The organism is Vibrio pelagius (assembly GCF_024347575.1).
GTDB lineage: Bacteria > Pseudomonadota > Gammaproteobacteria > Enterobacterales > Vibrionaceae > Vibrio > Vibrio pelagius.
In genome coordinates this window covers 2,490,280-2,508,781 of record NZ_AP025503.1, presented here as the reverse complement: position 1 = coordinate 2,508,781, position 18,502 = coordinate 2,490,280, and the positions used below count along the sequence as shown (strand labels likewise).

The window sequence follows — 18,502 nt, the reverse complement described above, 5'->3', positions numbered from 1 at the left end:
ACTTGGTTCCTAACGCTATGGACCTTTACGTCATTCCCTACAGCGAGGAGCGAGCGTGATAGGGAACCTCCTCATAGAAGAATTATTTGTCTTGGTGGATGTGCCAAGAACACAAAAATTAAGAGTAATGTAAGTATGTCAAAAGTTGAATTTAATCCAGTCGATCACCCGCATCGTCGCTATAACCCACTAACGGGTCAGTGGGTTTTGGTTTCACCACACCGTGCGAAACGTCCGTGGAGTGGTCAGGACGAGAAGCCATCAACCGAGCAACTGCCAGCGTACGATAAAGAGTGTTTTCTTTGTCCAACCAACACGCGCATCTCGGGTGATGTAAACCCAGACTACGACGGAACTTACGTGTTCAGTAACGATTTCGCGGCGTTGATGCCTGACTCACCTGACGCTCCAGAGTCGGAAAACCCTCTATTTAAGACTCAAGGTGTTCGAGGGTTGAGCCGCGTGATCTGCTTCTCGCCGGATCACAGCAAAACGTTGCCAGAGTTACCGATTAATAAAATCCGTGGTGTGATTGATACCTGGAATGAGCAGATTGAAGAGCTAGGTAAAGATTATCTATGGGTTCAAGCGTTTGAAAATAAAGGCGAGACCATGGGATGTTCTCAACCTCACCCGCACGGTCAGATTTGGGCGAACAGCTTTCTGCCAAACGAGATTGAGCGCAAAGAGAAACTTCTAAAAGAGTACTTCGAACAACAAGGCTCAAACTTACTTGTCGATTACGTAGAAGCTGAAATGAAAGACGGCTCTCGCACTGTAGTTGAAACGGAACATTGGATTGCCGTTGTACCTTACTGGGCAGCGTGGCCGTTCGAAACCATGTTGCTGCCAAAAACACACATTCGTCGTATGAGTGAACTGACTGACGAGCAACGTGATGATTTAGCGGTTGCGATTAAGAAGCTAACAAGCCGCTACGACAATCTGTTCCAATGTTCATTCCCATACTCGATGGGCTGGCACTATGCGCCATTCTTCGAAGAGGGGACCGACATTGATCATTGGCAGCTACACGCGCTGTTCTACCCACCATTGCTGCGTAGTGCGTCAGTACGTAAATTCATGGTGGGTTACGAAATGCTCGCAGAATCGCAACGTGACCTGACGGCAGAGCAAGCGGCGCAGCGTCTACGTGATTTGAGTGACGTGCATTACAAAGAACAGTAGTCAGTCGTTACATCCATATAAAGAGATTCCAGATATCTCGTTCCTCGATTCTGGAATGACAACTGGTGAGATGCCTAGGAAGTGAAATGCCTAGTAGTCTACAAGCTAAGAAGCTGATGTTGTCATTCCCAATTGAGAGGGATGAAGGTGATAGGGAATCGAACAGAATTAAAGTGGTGCCAATAAGGGGCCACAATCAATTGAAGAAAAGTTTAACCAGAGAGTCTCCTATGTCTGATCTAATCCAAAACGCAAAAGCGTCTTTCAATGCGGTACTCAATTACGCTCCGACTCACATCATCCAAGCTCCGGGTCGTGTAAACCTAATTGGTGAACATACCGACTACAATGATGGTTTTGTCCTGCCGTGTGCCATTAACTATCAAACCGTAGTGGCGGCAGCAAAACGTGACGACAATATCGTACGAGTCGTATCGGTCGATTACGGTGATGCAGTGGATGAGTTCGACTTGACTCAAGAGATCACTTTTCAACAAGACAAGATGTGGGCGAACTACATTCGTGGCGTGGTGAAATGCCTGAAAGCGCGTGGCTATGATTTCAACGGTGTCGATCTTTCGGTAACGGGTAACGTACCTCAAGGCGCAGGGTTAAGCTCTTCGGCAGCTCTAGAAGTGGTTATCGGTCAAACCTTCAAGGTGCTTTACAACTTAGAGATCACCCAAGCGGAGATCGCACTGAACGGTCAACAAGCCGAGAACGAGTTTGTTGGTTGTAATTGCGGCATCATGGACCAAATGATATCTGCAGAAGCCCAAGCGAACCACGCGATGCTTTTGGATTGCCGCAGTCTAGAAACGACACCGGTTTCGATGCCAGAAGATATGGCAGTAGTGATCATCAACTCCAACAAGAAGCGTGGTTTGGTCGACAGTGAATACAACACTCGTCGCGAACAGTGTGAAGAAGCGGCGCGTATTTTTGGCGTACCTGCACTGCGTGATGTCTCCATTGAACAATTCAATGTCAAAGTCGATGAGTTGGATGAGGTGGTGGCTAAGCGCGCTCGCCACGTAATCACTGAGAACGATCGTACTGAAGAAGCAGCGGTCGCACTGCGCAACCACGACATGAAACGCATGGGTGAGTTGATGGCTGAATCTCATGCTTCAATGCGCGATGACTTTGAAATCACAGTGAACGAGATCGACGTTTTGGTTGAGATGGTTAAAGAGGTGATTGGCGATAAAGGTGGCGTACGTATGACAGGTGGTGGTTTTGGTGGCTGTATCGTCGCTTTGGTTCCACCAACCTTGGTTGACGATATCAAAGCGACGGTAGAACAGAAGTATCAATCGGCAACGGGCTTAAAAGAATCCATTTATGTGTGCCAAGCGAAAGACGGTGCGGGCTTAGTTGAAGTAATCTAACCCTCTGATTATAGGCCTACTGAAGCAAAAAGATCATGGTAGGCCAAATAGTAAAGCCTTTGCACTTTTGTAGAGGCTTTTTGTCGGCACTAGGAAGGAATGTAGGATGACACAAGCGCAAAGTTTGCATCAGTCAATGACTCAAACGGCAGCCTATGATGGGCAACCTGCCAAGTTGGTGACACTGACCAACCAACACGGCATGGAAGTGACACTGATGGATATTGGCGCGACATGGTTGAGCTGTATCCTGCCACTGAAAGGGAATAAGAGAGAAGTATTATTGGGTGTCAACTCAATGGAAAACTTCAACAAACAAGCCAGTTATATGGGCACCATAGTCGGTCGTTACGCTAACCGTATTGCGAAAGGGCGCTTTAAGATCGATGGAGCCAACCACAAGGTCGATGTGAATCAAGCTGGGAATACTCTGCATGGAGGCCCTAACGGTTTTGATAAGAGGCGCTGGCAGGTTCAGGAGCAAACCGATAGCTCTGTCACCTATGCGTTAACGTCTCAAGATGGCGATCAAGGGTTCCCAGGCACACTCAAAGTATCGGTGCGTTACCAACTGACGGAAGACAACCGTGTGTCCATCGACTATTTTGCAACAACCGATAAAGAGACGGTGATTAACCTCACCAATCATGCCTACTTTAACCTGTTAGGTGCTGAGCTAGAGCAAGATTGCTTGTCGCACATTGTCAGTATTAACGCGTCTCAATTCTTACCAACCGACAAATCTGGCATTCCTTTGAGCGGGCTTAAGTCGGTGAAGTCGACCAGTTTTGACTTCAATCGGCCTACGATGATCTCAGAGCGTTTGATGGGCGATGAACAGCAGAAAAATGCCAAAGGTTATGACCATTCGTTTTTGTTAGCAGAAGAGTGCCGCGCCGGAAAATGTGCAGCGACGGTGACTTCGCCTGACGCACTTGTCACTTTAAAAGTGTTTACGACTAAGCCTGCAATGCAGCTTTACACCGGAAACTGGTTAGCAGGAACGCCAAACCGCTCTGGTACAAGCTACCAAGACTACGCAGGTGTCGCGTTGGAAACTCAGTTTTTACCAGACTCGCCAAACCATCCAGAGTGGAAGCAAGAAAGCTGTGTTCTTAGACCTGAACAAGAGTATCGCTACCAAACTTGCTATCAGTTTGAATTTTCGGGGGATTAATCAGACTGAACCACTCAGCTCAAAGGATTTGGTGAACCTCGTTATGGGGAGATTACTGACGAGGGAATGACTAAAGATACATTAGTGAGAGTATGGTAACAAAGCCCTAGCGAACGGTTTTCGCTAGGGCTTTTTTTTATCTTTTTAACTCACTTTAGATACTGAGTTTCGGCGCACCAGAGTCGGCGAGAACTTCATTGTTTCTGAACTGGTCACTTCCTGTTTGGCAAGCTGCAAAGCAAGATGTGTCGCTTTCTCAGCCATGATCTGAATTGGGTAGCGAATGGTGGTCAGTTTGGGGGAGATGTAACGAGCGATCAAGCCGTCATCAAAGCCAACAATCGACATATGATCGGGGGCTTGAATACCATTTTCATCGAGGACTGAAAGCGCACCTGCTGCCATGTAATCGTTGTAGGCGACGATGCCTGTGATCGGTAGTGATTTGGTGAGCAGGTTAGTCATGGCGTATTCACCGCCTTCGCTGCTTGGTTGTGAGCTTTCGATGTAGCTTTCTGGCAACTTGATGTTGTAATCATTCAATGCTGCTCGATAGCCTTGAACACGCTCGTCGGCATCTTCAATATTAATGGATGAGGCGATGCAGGCGATATTGCGGTGACCATGGCGGATAAGGTATTCGGTGGCTAGGTAAGCGCCTTTTTGGTTATCGAGAAAGATACAGCGCTCCCTGATCTCTTCGATATAACGGTTGATCACCACCAAGCCTTTCACTTCTTTCGCGTACGCGATCAGCTCTTCATCGGTAAGGCCTTTGGAGTGAATGACTAAAGACTCGCAGCGGTTGTTAATCAGGAGTTCAATCGCTTGCTTCTCTTCTTCGCGATTGTGAGAGCCATTACCAACCAGTATGTGTTTACCGTTTTCTCGCGCTACATTGTCGACTGATTTTACTAGTGTACCGAAAAAGGGATCTGATATATCACCAACCAAAACACCAATGGTATTGGTGCTTTGGCTGACTAACGCGCGAGCATTAGCATTGGGGCGGTAACCGAGTTTTTCCATGGCTTGTGTGACCGACTCGATAGAGCTTGAGCTTGCCTTGGGGGACTTGTTAATTACACGAGAAACGGTTGCGACAGATACGCCCGCTTCCTTCGCCACATCTTTAATTGTTGCCATTTTTAACCTCTACTCAGTACCGCTCCTATTTAACACCGTCGTCGATAGCATGGCAATCAAACTTATCTTTTACTTCCAATATTGAGACCTTTACTGCTTGTAATTATTAGCTTTATCGTTGGTGTAAATGTTTACATTCTACTAAAGTTAAGCGATCAACATTGTCGAGGTGGATTTGGGTAAGTATCGTTTAGCGACTTAAGAGTTACGAACCACTAGAAGTAGGTCATCAATAATGCTGTGGTGATGCTCAGACACTCCCGCTAAGTTGCCATATTTAGGCTGGTGGCGATCGTTAATCATTGGGTGTTGCCAACCCTGCGTATGTTGCACAAAGTGAGAAGCGAAACTTTCTGATATTTCTAAACAGCCAGCAATGACAGTATCGACATAAGTCTGAACAATTGGACTATTGCTGCAGGGCGCTTCAATCTCATCTTTAATGTAAACCCAGATCGTTTGAGAAGGGTCAAAGCCCTGATGCGCTTCGATCTGTTCAGGATCTAATTCAATTCGGTGATAGCCGCGCTCGCGACGATCAAACTCAGCCAGTGCTACCTCATCCACTTCGAGTAAAACGCCATTCACTTGCCCTTCGCCAAGGTTAACAATCAGTGGAGATAATACGTAACTGTCATCGATTTTACTCCAGTGGCGCACTAAACCATCGACGATCGCTGGGATCGCTTTTCCAGTCTGACCGGTGAGTTGTCGTGAAGAGGAGTTGATTAAACTGCCGTAGCCAAAAATATACATCGCTATCCTTGTCTGTTTATTGTTGAAAACCCTCCTACTATATGAGGGATGCAAATAAAAGTCAGTATATAACTGAAAGACTTGTAAGTGTCATATTGACACTGTTGGGCGTGTTTATTTGACTCTATATCGAAGAGTGAATACCACTAAAATTAATAAATACAGTGATTTAGTATGTTGGAATGCTTCATGCATTGACCTAGTTATATGTGAATCTATCGCCAAGCCACTCTCGAATCCAAGTTGGCGATACGCTTATTAATTTAGGAGCGACTTTGTTAAATATCACAGACAAAAGTGTCGAGGATGCGATTCCCGCTTATCTACGTTTGGGCTTTAGACCCTTTTTCTTCCTCGGTAGCATCTATGCGGTGCTCGCCATTGTTCTTTGGGTATACATGTTCCAGAACGGTCAACCTGAGATCCTACAAGTGCCGGCTCTATGGTGGCATGTTCATGAGATGTTGTTTGGTTTCTCGATGGCGATTGTTGTGGGATTTGTGTTGACCGCGGTACAGACATGGACGGGCGTCAATGGTACTAAACATTATCGTCTCGCGGCTTTGGTCGGCTTGTGGCTTGCGCCTCGAATTCTGTTTTGGACACCCACACCCTTGTGGCTAATTTCATCGATTGAAGCGCTGTTTTTGGCTCTTGCTGCTTACGAAATTGGCTTTCGAGTAGTACATGCGAAAGGGTGGAAAAACCTATTTTTTGTTCCACTGTTTGTGTTGGCGATCGTGGCGAACTTTGCCAGCTATGCAACCATTAAGGGGATGCCGCCATTCCCTGCTTCAGCGGTTTGGCATGCGATGCTGTGGTGGTTTACGCTGCTGTTATCTGTGATGGGAGGGAGAGTCATCCCATTCTTCACCGCACGTCGTTTTAACTTTGATAAGCCGCAACCTCTACTATGGCTCGAGTGGTTAGCCAATCTGCCGTTGGTTGGGTTGTTTGTATTGAGTTTCTTCCCACTGACTTTTGTCGAAGTCGGTAAGCCTTTGATGCTGTTTGCGGGTATTGCTCAGTTAATACGTGTGATTCGTTGGAAACCTTGGGCGACGCTGTCTGAGCCGTTGGTGTGGTCACTGCACGCGGCATACCTATGTATTCCGTTGAGCTTGCTATTACGTGGCTTACTGGATAATCCGTTTGCAGGGCATAACATGATTCACCTATTTGCAATAGGTGGCTTGAGCGGTTTGATCTTGGCGATGATTGCTCGTGTCACTATGGGCCATACAGGGCGCGCTATCTACAAAGGGCCGAATATGGCCGTAGCCTTTTCAGCCTTGATTCTCGCAGCGTTACTGCGCAGTGTCGGTGTTAGTTTGTTCCCGGTTTATATGATGCCTATCGTCAATATCAGTGCGGGTTTATGGGTACTCGCGTTTGGTATGTATGTGCTTAAATTTGGCATGATGTTGCTAACGCCTAGAGTTGATGGTCATCCGGGTTAAGTGATTAGATATATGAATAACGAAAAAGGAAGCGATGTGCTTCCTTTTTCGTTTTAACTTGAGTGTCCAGGTTTAGTGGTTGGCGAGATAGTGTCGAACTTGGGTAATCATATCTTCCTTAGCATGAGGGGAGATGAAACTCGCTTCGATAGCGTTGATACTAAACTGCGCCAGCTCTTGGGCTGTAACTTCGTGAGCATGGGCAACGGCTAAGAAGTTATCGTTCATGTAGCCACCGAAGTAGGCAGGGTCATCCGAGTTTATGGTTACACATAGCCCTTTTCTCAGCAGCTCAACGATGTTGTGCTGCTGCATAGTCTCAAACACTTTCAATTTGGTGTTCGACAGCGGGCAAACCGTTAAAGGTATACGCTGTGCGGCCAACTCCGCTATGAGTTCTGGATCGTCACTGCAGCGTACACCATGGTCGATCCGAGTAACCCCTAACATCTCAATGGCATCTCGAATGTTTTGAGCAGGACCTTCTTCACCCGCGTGAGCGACGGTGAGGAAACCGTGATTGAGCGCCTCTTGAAATACGCGCTGAAACTTTTCTGGAGGATGGCCCATCTCAGAAGAGTCGAGTCCGACGCCAATAATGTATTCTTTGTAGGGAAGGGCGTGACTCAGAGTAGCGAAGGCGCTCTCTTCATCAAGGTGACGTAAGAAACACATGATCAACTGACTGCTGATCCCTAACTCCTGTTCGGCGTTTTTTAGAGCGCGGGTGATACCTGTGATCACTGTTTTAAACTCAATCCCTCGCTCAGTGTGGGTTTGAGGGTCAAAAAATATCTCGGTATGAATCACGTTATCTTGTTGGCATTTAAGCAAGTAAGCCCATGTCAGGTCGTAGAAGTCTTGCTCGTGAACAAGAACATTGGCACCTTGATAATAGATATCGAGAAACGATTGTAGGTTGTGAAATTGATACGCTTGACGCACTTGATCTGGAGTGTCGAATGGGATGTCGATGTTGTTGCGTTTTGCTAATTCAAACATCAGTTCTGGTTCGAGTGTGCCTTCTATATGTAGGTGCAGCTCAACTTTTGGTAGATTTTTGATGAAGCTATCCATAGCGACTCCTTAGCTATTTTAATTATGGGCGGAGTAGTTAAGACATTGAACATTGATGGGTAATCGAGTCGATTAGTGGTTCACTTGCCTATGTTTGAGCATAGTTCATTTCATCATTAACGCTCTGTTCTCTGCAAAGTGGAGGGGAAGAAAGGTGGAATGAAATTGAGGGCACCGAGTCGCAAACGATTTGCACAATTGGAGTGTGATCCGCTGCAAATATTTGCAGCAATGTTTATGGATTTGTGCTCTAATACCGCGCTTACCAAGGGATGGTGTTAAAAGATGCTCACATAGATGGAGTTATCAAAGTTGACCGATCCCTTAATGATCTCCCTTAGGAAAATACAGAACATGTCTAAGACCAAAAAATTTGATATCCGCCTTTCAGAAAAACGCAATGGCTGGTGTGCAGAGATTACTCGTCAAGTAACTTCTCGCTCAACTCGCGTTTCTAAGCGTGAAACGGGTTTTGAAACAGAAGCTCAAGCACAAGAATGGGCAGAGAAAGAGCTAGCTTCTTTCGTTGCTAACCAAGCTGAGCGCAACGAGCGTAAAGCAGAGCAGCGTAAAGAGCGTGATGAACTGCGCCACGCTAAAGAGCTAAAAGCAGCACAAGCGCGTGAAGCACGTGCAAAAGCTCGCGCAGCAGCTGCTGAGCTTGATGCTGAATAAGATTCAGATTCTATGAGGTTGAGTTTACTCGCCCAGTAAAGAAAAGGCCCCAATCGTATTGAGCGACTGGGGCCTTTTTTGTGGAGTTTAGTTTCTCGTTCAGCCAGTGATCAGTTATTCAGAGTCGTTGACCAAACCTCTTCAGCGACCTCTTCAATGTAGTTTTCTACTGATTGTTCAACATCTTCATTATCTTGCTTGAAGTAAGCAATGTGGAACACAGCATCTCCTTCATTCACTAGTGGCAGTGTTTGTTGTCCAATCACAATACCGCCTTTCTTAGTGATGATTTGACCCTCTTGATGACCCAGTGGTGAACTAACGTAAGCCAGAGTTTGTCCTGCTTCGACTTTTTCGCCAAGTCTTACCATGACACGTAAGATGCCGTCTGATTCTGCACGGATCCAGCTGGTGGAGCGGCTGATCACAGGTTCTGGTAATTTCTTACGGTTTGGTCTTAGCATACCGATGGCTTTCATCACTTGGTGAATACCTAAGTAACCAGCACGGATGGCTAAATGATCAAAGCGCAGTGCTTCACCGCCTTCGTACGTCAGCACTGGAATACCGAGTTTCTCGGCTTCGCTACGCAGTGAGCCTTCACGTAGTGGCGAGTCGATGATCACTGGTGTTGCAAATGCGTTCGCTATTCTTAATGTCTCAGGATTCGATAAGTTTGCGCGAATCTGAGGTAAATTAGTGCGGTGAATAGCACCGGTATGTAAATCCAAAATGTAGTCACAACGTGTTGCTACGTTCTCGAAGAAAGTATGTGCGATACGCGAAGTGAGTGAACCCTTTTCACTTCCCGGAAAGCAGCGGTTTAAGTCGCGACGATCGGGCAGGTAACGAGACTTATGAATAAAACCAAACACGTTGACGATAGGTACCACAATCAAAGTACCTTTGAGTTTTTTCGGATCGATAGCATTCGTCAGTTGACGCGCAATTTCAACACCATTGAGTTCATCCCCATGAATCGCTGCGTTTACCATCAACGTTGGTCCCGCTTGGCGGCCATGAATCACCTCAATAGGGATCGATAGCGGCGAGTGGGTATACAGTTGAGCCGCTTGCAGCTCAATTTCCATCCGTTGGCCTGGCTGTACAGTTTGATCAAGGAGTTCGAATGGTTGGTTAGGTTTTAGTCTTGCCATTTAGGTTTCTCAACGAATAGATAATGGGTTAAGTCGAAATGTAGCAATCGTTGATTTTTAGTACGAATCAATCACTTTACGGTGACGACAAAAATTTTTAATTGGTGGGTTCTGCGAATGGAGTCAGTGTTGATTTGACTTTGATCAAGAAGTCTTTTGACTGTAGTAGTCCTGACAATTTATTGATTTTACTCTGATATTTATTGCGTCTGAGGTTAGTACTATCCAGCCCCCTCTTTGGGGGAGTAAATTAATCAACTGAGATCGTTATGAAAAAAACAATCACAAAGATCGTAGCATTGGCAGTGGCGTCGGCCGCTCTTTCTGGCTGTGTGGGTAGTAATGCTGTTACCGGTTACTTAATGCAATTTAACCTCAAAGCGGTGGACAACCGTTATGCGCGGGGTGGATTGAATATGCTGCTCGCGCCTGTTTACGGTTTAACCGTTGCGGCTGACTACTTGGTATTCAACTCGCTGGAGTTCTGGACGGGCAAAAACCCGATTACAGGTACACCACATATTTTCGATAGCAAAACCGATACTTACATCGATATCAATCACAAATTAGATGAGTCTCTAACCGAAGCGCCAATCGCTCCGTTAACACAGAACCGTGTGATTGAGCGTGGTGAAATGACGCAGTTGGATGAAAATACGATTCAAATGAGCATCACCTACCAAAACGGTGACGAAGCGACTTTGATTGGTGTGCGTGACGGTGAAGTAGTAACGTATTTTATTGATGGTGAGATTGTGGCTCAAACGTCAATGGATGAACTAGCGGCTTACGCGGCAGAGCGCGCCTAAGATTTGTTGTAAAGAACGCAACAAACTCGTTATAAAAAACAGGTGCTCGATGAGCACCTGTTTTAGTTTCTGCAAGAAAAGCGAATTATGCTTTTTCTGGGATGGCTTCAAGTAGTGCAACCATTTGGTTCCAGAATAGCTCAACCGTATCGATTTTCACTTTCTCATCTGGAGAGTGAGGGAACTTGATCGTAGGGCCGAAAGAAACCATGTCCATGTTCGGGTATGGTTCTTTGAATAGACCACACTCAAGACCCGCGTGGATAACCATAATGTTTGGCTTGTGGCCGTAGATGCCTTCGTACATGTCGCGGAAGATGTGCATGATTTCAGAATCCGCATCTGGCTTCCAACCAGGGTAAGCACCAGAGAATTCGATAGTTGCACCCGCAAGCTCCGCTATAGAGTGAAGCATGCTTTCAACTTGGCTACGGCCAGAATCGATAAGAGAGCGGATCAAGCACAGTACAGTGATTGAGTTCTCTTCAGTTGTGATAACACCCACGTTTAGAGATGTCTCTACCACACCTTCGATCTCATCACTCATACGGATCACGCCATTTGGCGCTGCGTTTAGTGCTGCAATGAATCGAGCTTGGTCAGCCGCGGCAAGTGCACCCATTTCAACTGAAGCTTCTTCGTTGAAAGTCACAATGCTGTCTTCTACTTTACCTAGCTCTGTTGAAAGAAGCTCCGTGTAGTAGTTGTATAGCGAAGCCAGTTTTTCTTGGTTTGCAGCGGGTACTGCAACTGTTACGAATCCTTCACGAGGAATTGCGTTACGTAGGCTACCGCCTTTGAATTCGACGATGCGTAAGTCCAGCTCTTTTGCGTGACCGGCTAGGAAACGAGCAAGCAGTTTGTTCGCGTTTGCACGACCTGTGTGAATATCACAACCTGAGTGGCCGCCTTTCAGGCCTTTTAGCGTTAGCTTGCGAGTTACGAAATCTGCTGGGATTGCAGTACGGGCAACGTTAAATGTCATCGCACCGTCGATACCGCCAGCGCAACCCATGTACACTTCACCTTCTTGCTCTGAATCGGTATTAAGAAGGATTTCACCCTCTAACCAGCCCGCTTCAAGACCGAATGCACCGGTCATACCCGCTTCTTCGTCTACTGTTAGTAGAACCTCGATTGGGCCATGTTTAATGTCGTTTGATGCTAGAACCGCTAAGCATGATGCCATACCCATACCGTTGTCTGCGCCAAGCGTTGTGCCTTTTGCCGTTACCCATTCACCGTCGATGTACGGTTGGATAGGATCTTTAGTGAAGTCGTGAATCGTGTCTTCGTTCTTTTGAGGAACCATATCGATGTGAGCTTGCAGTACCACACCTTTTTTGTTTTCCATACCCGGTGTTGCAGGCTTCTTGATGAACACGTTGCCCGTTGGGTCTCGACGAACATCTAGGCCTTGTTCTGTTGCCCAGGCAATAATGTATTGAGCAAGCTCTTCTTCGTGTTTTGATGGGTGTGGGATTGAGCAAATTTTATCGAAAAACTGCCAAAGTGGGGCAGGGGATAATTTACTGATCTCAGAATGGAATTCAGACACGGATAACTCCTTTTTTATTGAATAACCATATCTTTAGGTAAAAGTTGCTTTGTATAAAGGACAATTATCTAGAAATATAGGTCTGTTTTGATGCCGACAGCATACCATTTGAGCGGGTAGACGAGTAGCGGTAGTCGCGGGCAATTGTTTCAAAGTTTGAAAAGAGATTTGTTGCTCTGATCAAAAATAGGCGCTCAGTTGCTTAATAAGTTTCCATGCAAACGTTTTTATCGGTCTTTTTTTGTAATTTAATTACATTTTGAGTTTGTTATTTAGTCTCTTTTGTTGATAAGTGTGATTTAGTGCAAGATTTGCTTGTAATCTTTTTTCTTTGCGGTATATTAATAACCAACTTCTGAGATGAAGAGTAAATGCTCAAAGGATGAGTCCGTTTATCGCCTCCAAGGAACCGAGAAATCAAAAGTGTTTTTAATTGATTTATTAAGGTGATAGTTATGAAAGGTTTACCATCTGCAACGTTCTGGCTTAACAGCTCTGTTTACACTAGCAACTTTGCATACCCAACTAGCTTTGGTTACAAGTAACCTGAGCGTGTGACTTGAACAGTTTGTTCACCCCTATATATTGGAATTTTTTTACAACCCTCTGGTTGACTGATTCTACCGCCACTCATAGTTGAGTGGCGTTTTTTTTGCCTGCTGTTTTCCATCACCGTTCCAATGCTCGATTTGTGACCTTAATATTGTGTCCTCAGGCTCTCTTTCTGCGCTATTTTTGATCACTTATTTAATGTAATTGGTAGCATAATGTTTGGTTGAATTTTGAACTGTAACTGTTCGGAATTTTCATTATTACTGGATCTGTTGAAAAATGGGGCAATTTTATGACTTTTATCGTACGCTACTTGCCTAACCTTCCATGTGAACTTTTTGCATAGTTCAAAAAAAACACCACTTGCTTTTAGTTTTTTGTTTATTTTAAGTATCTGTTAAATAATGTTTTTTATGCTTTCAATGGCGCTTTTTAATCGATCTGTTTCATACGTTTTCACCATTAATATTAGTTAGAGTCTTAATTCTATCTGGAATTTGTTATTTGATAACTTTATAATCCTGAGCCAATCGATTACGCAACCGTTTACTTTTTACCCTTATAGGATTCGATAATGTTCGAAAAGCTATTTAAACTCAGTGAAAATGGCACCAATGTGCGCACTGAAATCATCGCCGGTCTAACGACCTTCCTTACGATGGCTTACATCATTTTTGTAAACCCAATGATCTTAGCTGATGCTGGTATGGATCACGGCGCTGTATTTGTAGCAACCTGTTTAGCTGCGGCTATTGGCTGTTTCATCATGGGCTTTGTCGCCAATTACCCAATCGCTCAAGCACCAGGTATGGGTCTGAATGCGTTCTTTACTTACGCCGTTGTAATGGGCATGGGTTACACGTGGCAGGTGGCTTTGGCTGCGGTATTCGTATCGGGCGTTATCTTCATTTTTCTAAGTATTTTTAAAGTTCGCGAATGGATCATTAACTCGATTCCTATGTCACTGCGCGTGGGTATCTCTGCGGGTATCGGTCTTTTCCTTGCATTTATCGCTCTAAGCAACGCAGGTATTGTGGTTTCTAATCCAGCAACTAAAGTATCACTGGGTGATATTACAGCGATTGGCCCTATTCTGGGTGCACTTGGCTTCTTCTTAACGGTTGCATTGGTTCACCGTGGTGTGAAAGGTGCTGTAATGATCGCGATTCTTGCCATCACAGCGATTGCAATCATTGTTGGTGATGTGCAATACGGTGGTATTATTTCTACGCCACCAAGCCTAGCGCCAACATTCATGCAACTTGATTTCTCTGCTGTATTTGAAATCGGTATGATCTCGGTTGTGTTTGCTTTCCTATTCGTCGACCTATTTGACACGGCGGGTACGTTAGTTGGTGTTGCAACAAAAGCAAACCTAATTAAAGAAGACGGTAAGCTTCCTCGTCTGAACAAAGCACTGCTTGCTGACTCAACCGCAACGTCAATTGGTGCTCTTCTAGGTACATCAAACACCACCTCTTACGTGGAGAGTGTTTCAGGTGTTGCAGAGGGTGGTCGTACCGGTCTAACGGCTGTTGTTGTAGGCGTACTTTTCCTTCTTGCTCTATTCTTCTCACCTCTAGCGGGTATGATTCCAGCGTACGCAACGTCAGGTGCACTATTCTATGTAGCCATTCTGATGATGTCTGGTCTGGTTGGTATTGATTGGCGTGATCTTACAGAAGCAGCTCCAGTCGTGGTAACATGTCTGCTTATGCCGTTGACGTACTCTATCGCAGAGGGTATCTCTCTAGGCTTCATCGCTTACGCTGCAATTAAGCTGCTAAGTGGTAAAGGTCGCGACGTTTCTATTGCCGTTTGGGTAATGTCATTGATCTTTATCCTTAAGTACATCTTCGCTTAATCGCTTGCAGAGGCCAAGTTGATATGGCCTCTAACAACATGACAATTTATTAGGTTTAATTACTATGAGTAACAAATTCATCATCACATGGGACAACATGCAATCTTACTGCCGTGAACTGGCTGCTAAGCAAATGCCTGCAGAACAGTGGAAGGGTATCTGGGCAGTAAGTCGTGGTGGCTTAGTACCAGGTGCAATCTTGGCTCGTGAGTTAGGTATTCGTTACGTTGATACAATTTGTATTTCTAGCTACGACCACGATCACCAACGTGATATGACTGTCGTTAAAGCGCCAGAGGGTGACGGTGAAGGTTTCCTAATCGTTGAAGACCTAGTAGACAGCGGTGACACTGCACGTAAACTACGTGAAATGTACCCTAAAGCGAAGCTAATCGCGGTATGTGCTAAGCCTTCAGGTGCAGCGCTACTCGACGATTACATTGTTGATATCGCTCAAGACACATGGATTGAACAGCCGTGGGATCTAAGCCTAGGTTACATTGAGCCAGTAAATCGCAAGTCAAAATAAGCATAATCTGTGTTTTTTGAGAAATGACCCTTTATAGGGTCATTTTTTTTTATATTATTACAGTCATCATCCTCGACTGAGAATCCCCATGTCGTTATCTGAAGAAACCAGTAAAAACCTATCTGAAACTCTATTTGTCAAACATAAACAGGCGAAAGAGACCTCAATGCTGACGCAATATATGCCGAGCTCTGTCGACATGCTTGAACAGAAGCATGAACAACAAGATAGCGCGTGGTATCGAAACCTGCGCCGCATGCAGTGGGTCTGGCAAGGGGTAAACCCGATTGAACAAGAAGCGGTATTGTCACGCATTGCATCATCGACCCATTCACGTACGACAGATGATTGGTTGGATACCGTCATGGGCTACCGCAGTGGTAACTGGGCTTATGAGTGGACCAAGCTCGGTATGCAACACCAAAACCGTGCTAACGATAAGAGCGGCGAAGAGGTTGCAGAGGAACTGTTTTCTGCGTCACTTTGCTTTAGTATTGCTGGCTACCCTCACTTGAAAAACGACAACCTAGCGACTCAAGCTCAGGTGTTGGCCAACACAGCTTATGCAGAAGCGATTAAGCACACTAAACTGGTGGTAAAGCAGCTTGAGATTCCGTATCAAAACCGCAAGATCAAAGCGCACCTGCACCTATCGAACACAGATAAACCTCAACCTGTGGTGATTGTCAGTGCGGGGCTAGATAGTTTGCAAACGGATATGTGGCGTCTATTCCGAGATTATCTTGCACCGAAGAATATCGCGATGTTGACTGTAGATATGCCATCAATTGGCCACAGCTCTCACTGGCCGCTCACTGAAGACTCTTCTTGTTTGCACCAAGCGGTTCTGAATGAGCTACCGAATATCCCTTGGGTTGATCACTACAAGGTTGGTCTGTTTGGTTTCCGTTTTGGCGGCAACGCAATGGTTCGTCTGTCTTTCCTAGAGCAGCAGAAAATCAAAGCTTGTGTGGCACTCGGTGCACCGATTCACGATATCTTTGTCCATGCGGATAAACTGAAACAGATGCCCAAAATGCACCTCGACGTACTTGCCTCACGTCTGGGCAAGGGTGTCGTTGATATCAATAGCTTGTCGGGCCAACTGATGGCTTGGTCTCTAAAAGTTCAAGGGCTACTAGCCAACAGTAAAACACAAGTTCCTATCCTAGCATTGGCTCTAGAAGGTGATCCGGTATCACCGCCATCTGATAATCAATTAGTTGCTATTTACAGCGATTACGGTAAAGCGAAGAAAATTAAATCCAAATCAATTACACAGGGTTATGAGCAATCCCTCGAATTGGCGATAAAATGGCTCGAGGATGAATTATTTAGATGACATTTCTCCTAAATTAGTTAAGCATAAAAAATGTACAGATTAAGTACTTGATGCTCAGATAGAATTTATAAAATCCAATTGCAGCGTTTTTACGTATTGCCATCTGAGTAACGTCATTCTTAACATTGAAAATGGAGATTCAATATGTCAGAAGTGACACAACAACCTACGCATTATCGTCTGCTGAATGTTTTAAAGGCCATTGGCCCATATCTGAGAGAGCCACAATCGGAAGAGGGTCACTATATCTTCGATTGCCTTTCGGTGTGCGTAAACGATAAGAAGTCACCAGAAGAGCGTGAGTTCTGGGGGTGGTGGCTAGAATTGGCAAAATCTGAACAAGGCTTTACTGCCAAATACAACATTGGAAAATATAATGTTGAAGGTGAATGGGAAGTGTTGGAACTTCCTAAAAAAGCTATTTCTGAGGTAACTCGCACTCAGGAGGCCTTTCATCAAAAGCTCTCTGACGAGCTGAAATCTAAGTTCGAGCTGGAGGTTGGGCTAGACGCAGCTTCTGTCGAATTTGTTTAATTTTAAAGGTTACTCCTCTCTATAAGGTAAAAAGGTGCGATTTCGCACCTTTTCTACTTGTGAATTCCTGTTTTGATTGTTAAAACATCACCTCTTATTTGTTTTATTCATATAAAGACTTCATGACAACTAATCATCAAAGCGGGACAGCAACACAGCGTAAAACTGTGGTTGTTAAACTGGGTACCAGTGTCTTAACTGGTGGCACATTAGCGTTAGATCGAGCTCACATGGTAGAGCTTGTACGACAGTGTGCAGAACTGAAAAAGCAAGGCCACTCTGTGGTTATGGTTTCGTCTGGCGCTATCGCAGCTGGACGTGAGCACCTTGGTTACCCCGCACTGCCCAACTCAATGGCGAGCAAACAGTTGCTTGCTGCAGTAGGACAGAGTCAGCTGATTCAGGTTTGGGAGTCTTTGTTTGCTATCTACGGCATCAAGATTGGCCAAATGCTGCTAACGCGTGCTGACCTCGATGACCGTGAGCGCTTCCTAAATGCACGTGACACCATTAATGCATTGGTGGATAACGACATTATTCCAATCGTTAATGAGAACGATGCAGTAGCGACCAACGAGATTAAAGTGGGCGACAATGATAACTTGTCGGCTTTAGTCGGTATTTTGTGTGGTGCTGATAAGCTTCTGCTCCTGACTGACCAAAAAGGTCTATTTACCGCTGATCCTCGCAAAGACCCAAATGCTGAGTTGATCAAAGAGGTTAAGACCATCGATGATACTTTACGTAAGATCGCTGGTGGCAGTGGCACGACTTTGGGTACTGGCGGCATGGCAACTAAGCTGCAAGCGGCGGACATTGCGCGTCGTGCTGGTATTGAAGTGATCATCGCAGCAGGCAGCGCAGAGAATGTGGTCTTCGACTCACTCAGCGCAGAACCACAAGGCACACGTTTCTTGCCATTAGAAGAGGCGCTTGAAAACCGTAAGCGTTGGATCCTAGCTGGCCCTGCATCGGCTGGTGATATCGTGGTTGATGACGGTGCAGTGAATGCTGTGAACACTAAAGGCAGCAGCTTATTGGCTAAAGGTGTGATTCAAGTTCGCGGTGAGTTCTCTCGTGGCGAGGTGACTCAAGTGACTGATAAAAAAGGTAAAGTGATTGCGCGTGGTATCGCAAGCTACTCAAGCCAAGACTTGGCGAAGATTGCGGGCAAACACAGTAAAGATATTGGAGAAATTCTGGGTTATGACTACGGCTCAGAGGTTATTCACCGTGATGACATGGTAGTGATCCAAGAGTAACAGACGAGCTAAACTTAGTACGCTT

General features: G+C 45.4%; 16 protein-coding genes. 11 read left to right on the top strand and 5 right to left on the bottom strand.

Annotated features, from left to right (window positions below; genetic code table 11):
- Positions 1–135 precede the first annotated feature (135 nt).
- The 3 genes from vsple_RS10935 to galM all read left to right on the top strand — a co-directional run bounded on the left by vsple_RS10935 (position 136) and on the right by galM (position 3,756).
- Positions 136–1,188, top strand: a complete 1,053-nt coding sequence (locus tag vsple_RS10935) for a UDP-glucose--hexose-1-phosphate uridylyltransferase (RefSeq protein WP_261882009.1) — start codon at positions 136–138, stop codon at positions 1,186–1,188.
- Between the two features lie 230 nt (positions 1,189–1,418).
- Positions 1,419–2,579 carry a galactokinase gene (gene galK / locus vsple_RS10930; protein ID WP_261882008.1) on the top strand — a complete coding sequence of 387 codons (1,161 nt, stop codon included), beginning with the start codon at positions 1,419–1,421 and terminating at the stop codon, positions 2,577–2,579.
- Positions 2,580–2,685: 106 nt separating this feature from the next.
- Positions 2,686–3,756 (top strand): galactose-1-epimerase, encoded by a 1,071-nt coding sequence (gene galM / locus vsple_RS10925; RefSeq protein ID WP_261882007.1) that lies wholly within the window; start codon positions 2,686–2,688, stop codon positions 3,754–3,756.
- A gap of 144 nt (positions 3,757–3,900) precedes the next feature.
- On the opposite strand, the gene vsple_RS10920 is transcribed toward galM, so the two are convergent.
- Both vsple_RS10920 and vsple_RS10915 read right to left on the bottom strand, forming a co-directional pair.
- Positions 3,901–4,902, bottom strand: coding sequence for a substrate-binding domain-containing protein (locus vsple_RS10920; protein WP_261882006.1), 1,002 nt, complete (start codon positions 4,900–4,902; stop codon positions 3,901–3,903).
- Between the two features lie 198 nt (positions 4,903–5,100).
- Positions 5,101–5,658 (bottom strand): gamma-glutamylcyclotransferase family protein, encoded by a 558-nt coding sequence (locus vsple_RS10915; protein ID WP_255230032.1) that lies wholly within the window; start codon positions 5,656–5,658, stop codon positions 5,101–5,103.
- 275 nt (positions 5,659–5,933) lie between these two features.
- Between vsple_RS10915 and vsple_RS10910 the strand changes: the two genes are divergently transcribed.
- Positions 5,934–7,118, top strand: a complete 1,185-nt coding sequence (locus vsple_RS10910) for an NnrS family protein (protein ID WP_261882005.1) — start codon at positions 5,934–5,936, stop codon at positions 7,116–7,118.
- Between the two features lie 72 nt (positions 7,119–7,190).
- Here vsple_RS10910 and vsple_RS10905 read toward each other — a convergent pair whose 3' ends face one another.
- On the bottom strand, positions 7,191–8,195 hold the full coding sequence (locus vsple_RS10905) for an adenosine deaminase (RefSeq protein WP_261882004.1): 1,005 nt from the start codon (positions 8,193–8,195) through the stop codon (positions 7,191–7,193).
- Positions 8,196–8,549: 354 nt separating this feature from the next.
- Between vsple_RS10905 and vsple_RS10900 the strand changes: the two genes are divergently transcribed.
- Positions 8,550–8,870: a DUF3622 domain-containing protein gene (locus vsple_RS10900; RefSeq protein ID WP_261882003.1), complete on the top strand. Its 321-nt coding sequence runs from the start codon at positions 8,550–8,552 to the stop codon at positions 8,868–8,870.
- 110 nt (positions 8,871–8,980) lie between these two features.
- On the opposite strand, the gene vsple_RS10895 is transcribed toward vsple_RS10900, so the two are convergent.
- Positions 8,981–10,027 (bottom strand): succinylglutamate desuccinylase/aspartoacylase family protein, encoded by a 1,047-nt coding sequence (locus vsple_RS10895; protein WP_255230035.1) that lies wholly within the window; start codon positions 10,025–10,027, stop codon positions 8,981–8,983.
- Positions 10,028–10,296: 269 nt separating this feature from the next.
- Between vsple_RS10895 and vsple_RS10890 the strand changes: the two genes are divergently transcribed.
- Entirely contained in the window at positions 10,297–10,836 is a 540-nt protein-coding gene (locus tag vsple_RS10890; RefSeq protein ID WP_261882002.1) for a DUF3332 domain-containing protein, read from the top strand.
- Positions 10,837–10,921: 85 nt separating this feature from the next.
- On the opposite strand, the gene vsple_RS10885 is transcribed toward vsple_RS10890, so the two are convergent.
- Positions 10,922–12,394 (bottom strand): aminoacyl-histidine dipeptidase, encoded by a 1,473-nt coding sequence (locus vsple_RS10885; RefSeq protein ID WP_261882001.1) that lies wholly within the window; start codon positions 12,392–12,394, stop codon positions 10,922–10,924.
- Positions 12,395–13,520: 1,126 nt separating this feature from the next.
- On the opposite strand from vsple_RS10885, the gene vsple_RS10880 reads away from it, so the two are divergent.
- The 5 genes from vsple_RS10880 to proB all read left to right on the top strand — a co-directional run bounded on the left by vsple_RS10880 (position 13,521) and on the right by proB (position 18,477).
- Positions 13,521–14,810 carry an NCS2 family permease gene (locus vsple_RS10880; RefSeq protein ID WP_255230039.1) on the top strand — a complete coding sequence of 430 codons (1,290 nt, stop codon included), beginning with the start codon at positions 13,521–13,523 and terminating at the stop codon, positions 14,808–14,810.
- A 64-nt stretch (positions 14,811–14,874) separates the two neighbouring features.
- Positions 14,875–15,339, top strand: a complete 465-nt coding sequence (gene gpt / locus vsple_RS10875) for a xanthine phosphoribosyltransferase (RefSeq protein WP_032551628.1) — start codon at positions 14,875–14,877, stop codon at positions 15,337–15,339.
- Positions 15,340–15,427: 88 nt separating this feature from the next.
- The gene (gene frsA, locus vsple_RS10870; RefSeq protein ID WP_255230040.1) at positions 15,428–16,681 is read left to right on the top strand and encodes an esterase FrsA; all 1,254 of its coding nucleotides are present in this window, start codon (positions 15,428–15,430) and stop codon (positions 16,679–16,681) included.
- A 144-nt stretch (positions 16,682–16,825) separates the two neighbouring features.
- The gene (crl, locus tag vsple_RS10865) at positions 16,826–17,215 is read left to right on the top strand and encodes a sigma factor-binding protein Crl (RefSeq protein WP_255230041.1); all 390 of its coding nucleotides are present in this window, start codon (positions 16,826–16,828) and stop codon (positions 17,213–17,215) included.
- Between the two features lie 122 nt (positions 17,216–17,337).
- Positions 17,338–18,477, top strand: a complete 1,140-nt coding sequence (gene proB / locus vsple_RS10860) for a glutamate 5-kinase (RefSeq protein ID WP_261882000.1) — start codon at positions 17,338–17,340, stop codon at positions 18,475–18,477.
- Positions 18,478–18,502 lie beyond the last annotated feature (25 nt).

Excerpts from the sequence above, each read along its gene's own strand:
- vsple_RS10935 (WP_261882009.1), top strand. The coding sequence starts at position 136 with ATGTCAAAAGTTGAATTTAATCCAGTCGATCACCCGCATCGTCGCTAT.
- galK (WP_261882008.1), top strand. The coding sequence starts at position 1,419 with ATGTCTGATCTAATCCAAAACGCAAAAGCGTCTTTCAATGCGGTACTC.
- galM (WP_261882007.1), top strand. The coding sequence starts at position 2,686 with ATGACACAAGCGCAAAGTTTGCATCAGTCAATGACTCAAACGGCAGCC.
- vsple_RS10920 (WP_261882006.1), bottom strand. The coding sequence starts at position 4,902 with ATGGCAACAATTAAAGATGTGGCGAAGGAAGCGGGCGTATCTGTCGCA.
- vsple_RS10915 (WP_255230032.1), bottom strand. The coding sequence starts at position 5,658 with ATGTATATTTTTGGCTACGGCAGTTTAATCAACTCCTCTTCACGACAA.
- vsple_RS10905 (WP_261882004.1), bottom strand. The coding sequence starts at position 8,195 with ATGGATAGCTTCATCAAAAATCTACCAAAAGTTGAGCTGCACCTACAT.
- vsple_RS10900 (WP_261882003.1), top strand. The coding sequence starts at position 8,550 with ATGTCTAAGACCAAAAAATTTGATATCCGCCTTTCAGAAAAACGCAAT.
- vsple_RS10895 (WP_255230035.1), bottom strand. The coding sequence starts at position 10,027 with ATGGCAAGACTAAAACCTAACCAACCATTCGAACTCCTTGATCAAACT.
- vsple_RS10890 (WP_261882002.1), top strand. The coding sequence starts at position 10,297 with ATGAAAAAAACAATCACAAAGATCGTAGCATTGGCAGTGGCGTCGGCC.
- vsple_RS10880 (WP_255230039.1), top strand. The coding sequence starts at position 13,521 with ATGTTCGAAAAGCTATTTAAACTCAGTGAAAATGGCACCAATGTGCGC.
- gpt (WP_032551628.1), top strand. The coding sequence starts at position 14,875 with ATGAGTAACAAATTCATCATCACATGGGACAACATGCAATCTTACTGC.
- frsA (WP_255230040.1), top strand. The coding sequence starts at position 15,428 with ATGTCGTTATCTGAAGAAACCAGTAAAAACCTATCTGAAACTCTATTT.
- crl (WP_255230041.1), top strand. The coding sequence starts at position 16,826 with ATGTCAGAAGTGACACAACAACCTACGCATTATCGTCTGCTGAATGTT.
- proB (WP_261882000.1), top strand. The coding sequence starts at position 17,338 with ATGACAACTAATCATCAAAGCGGGACAGCAACACAGCGTAAAACTGTG.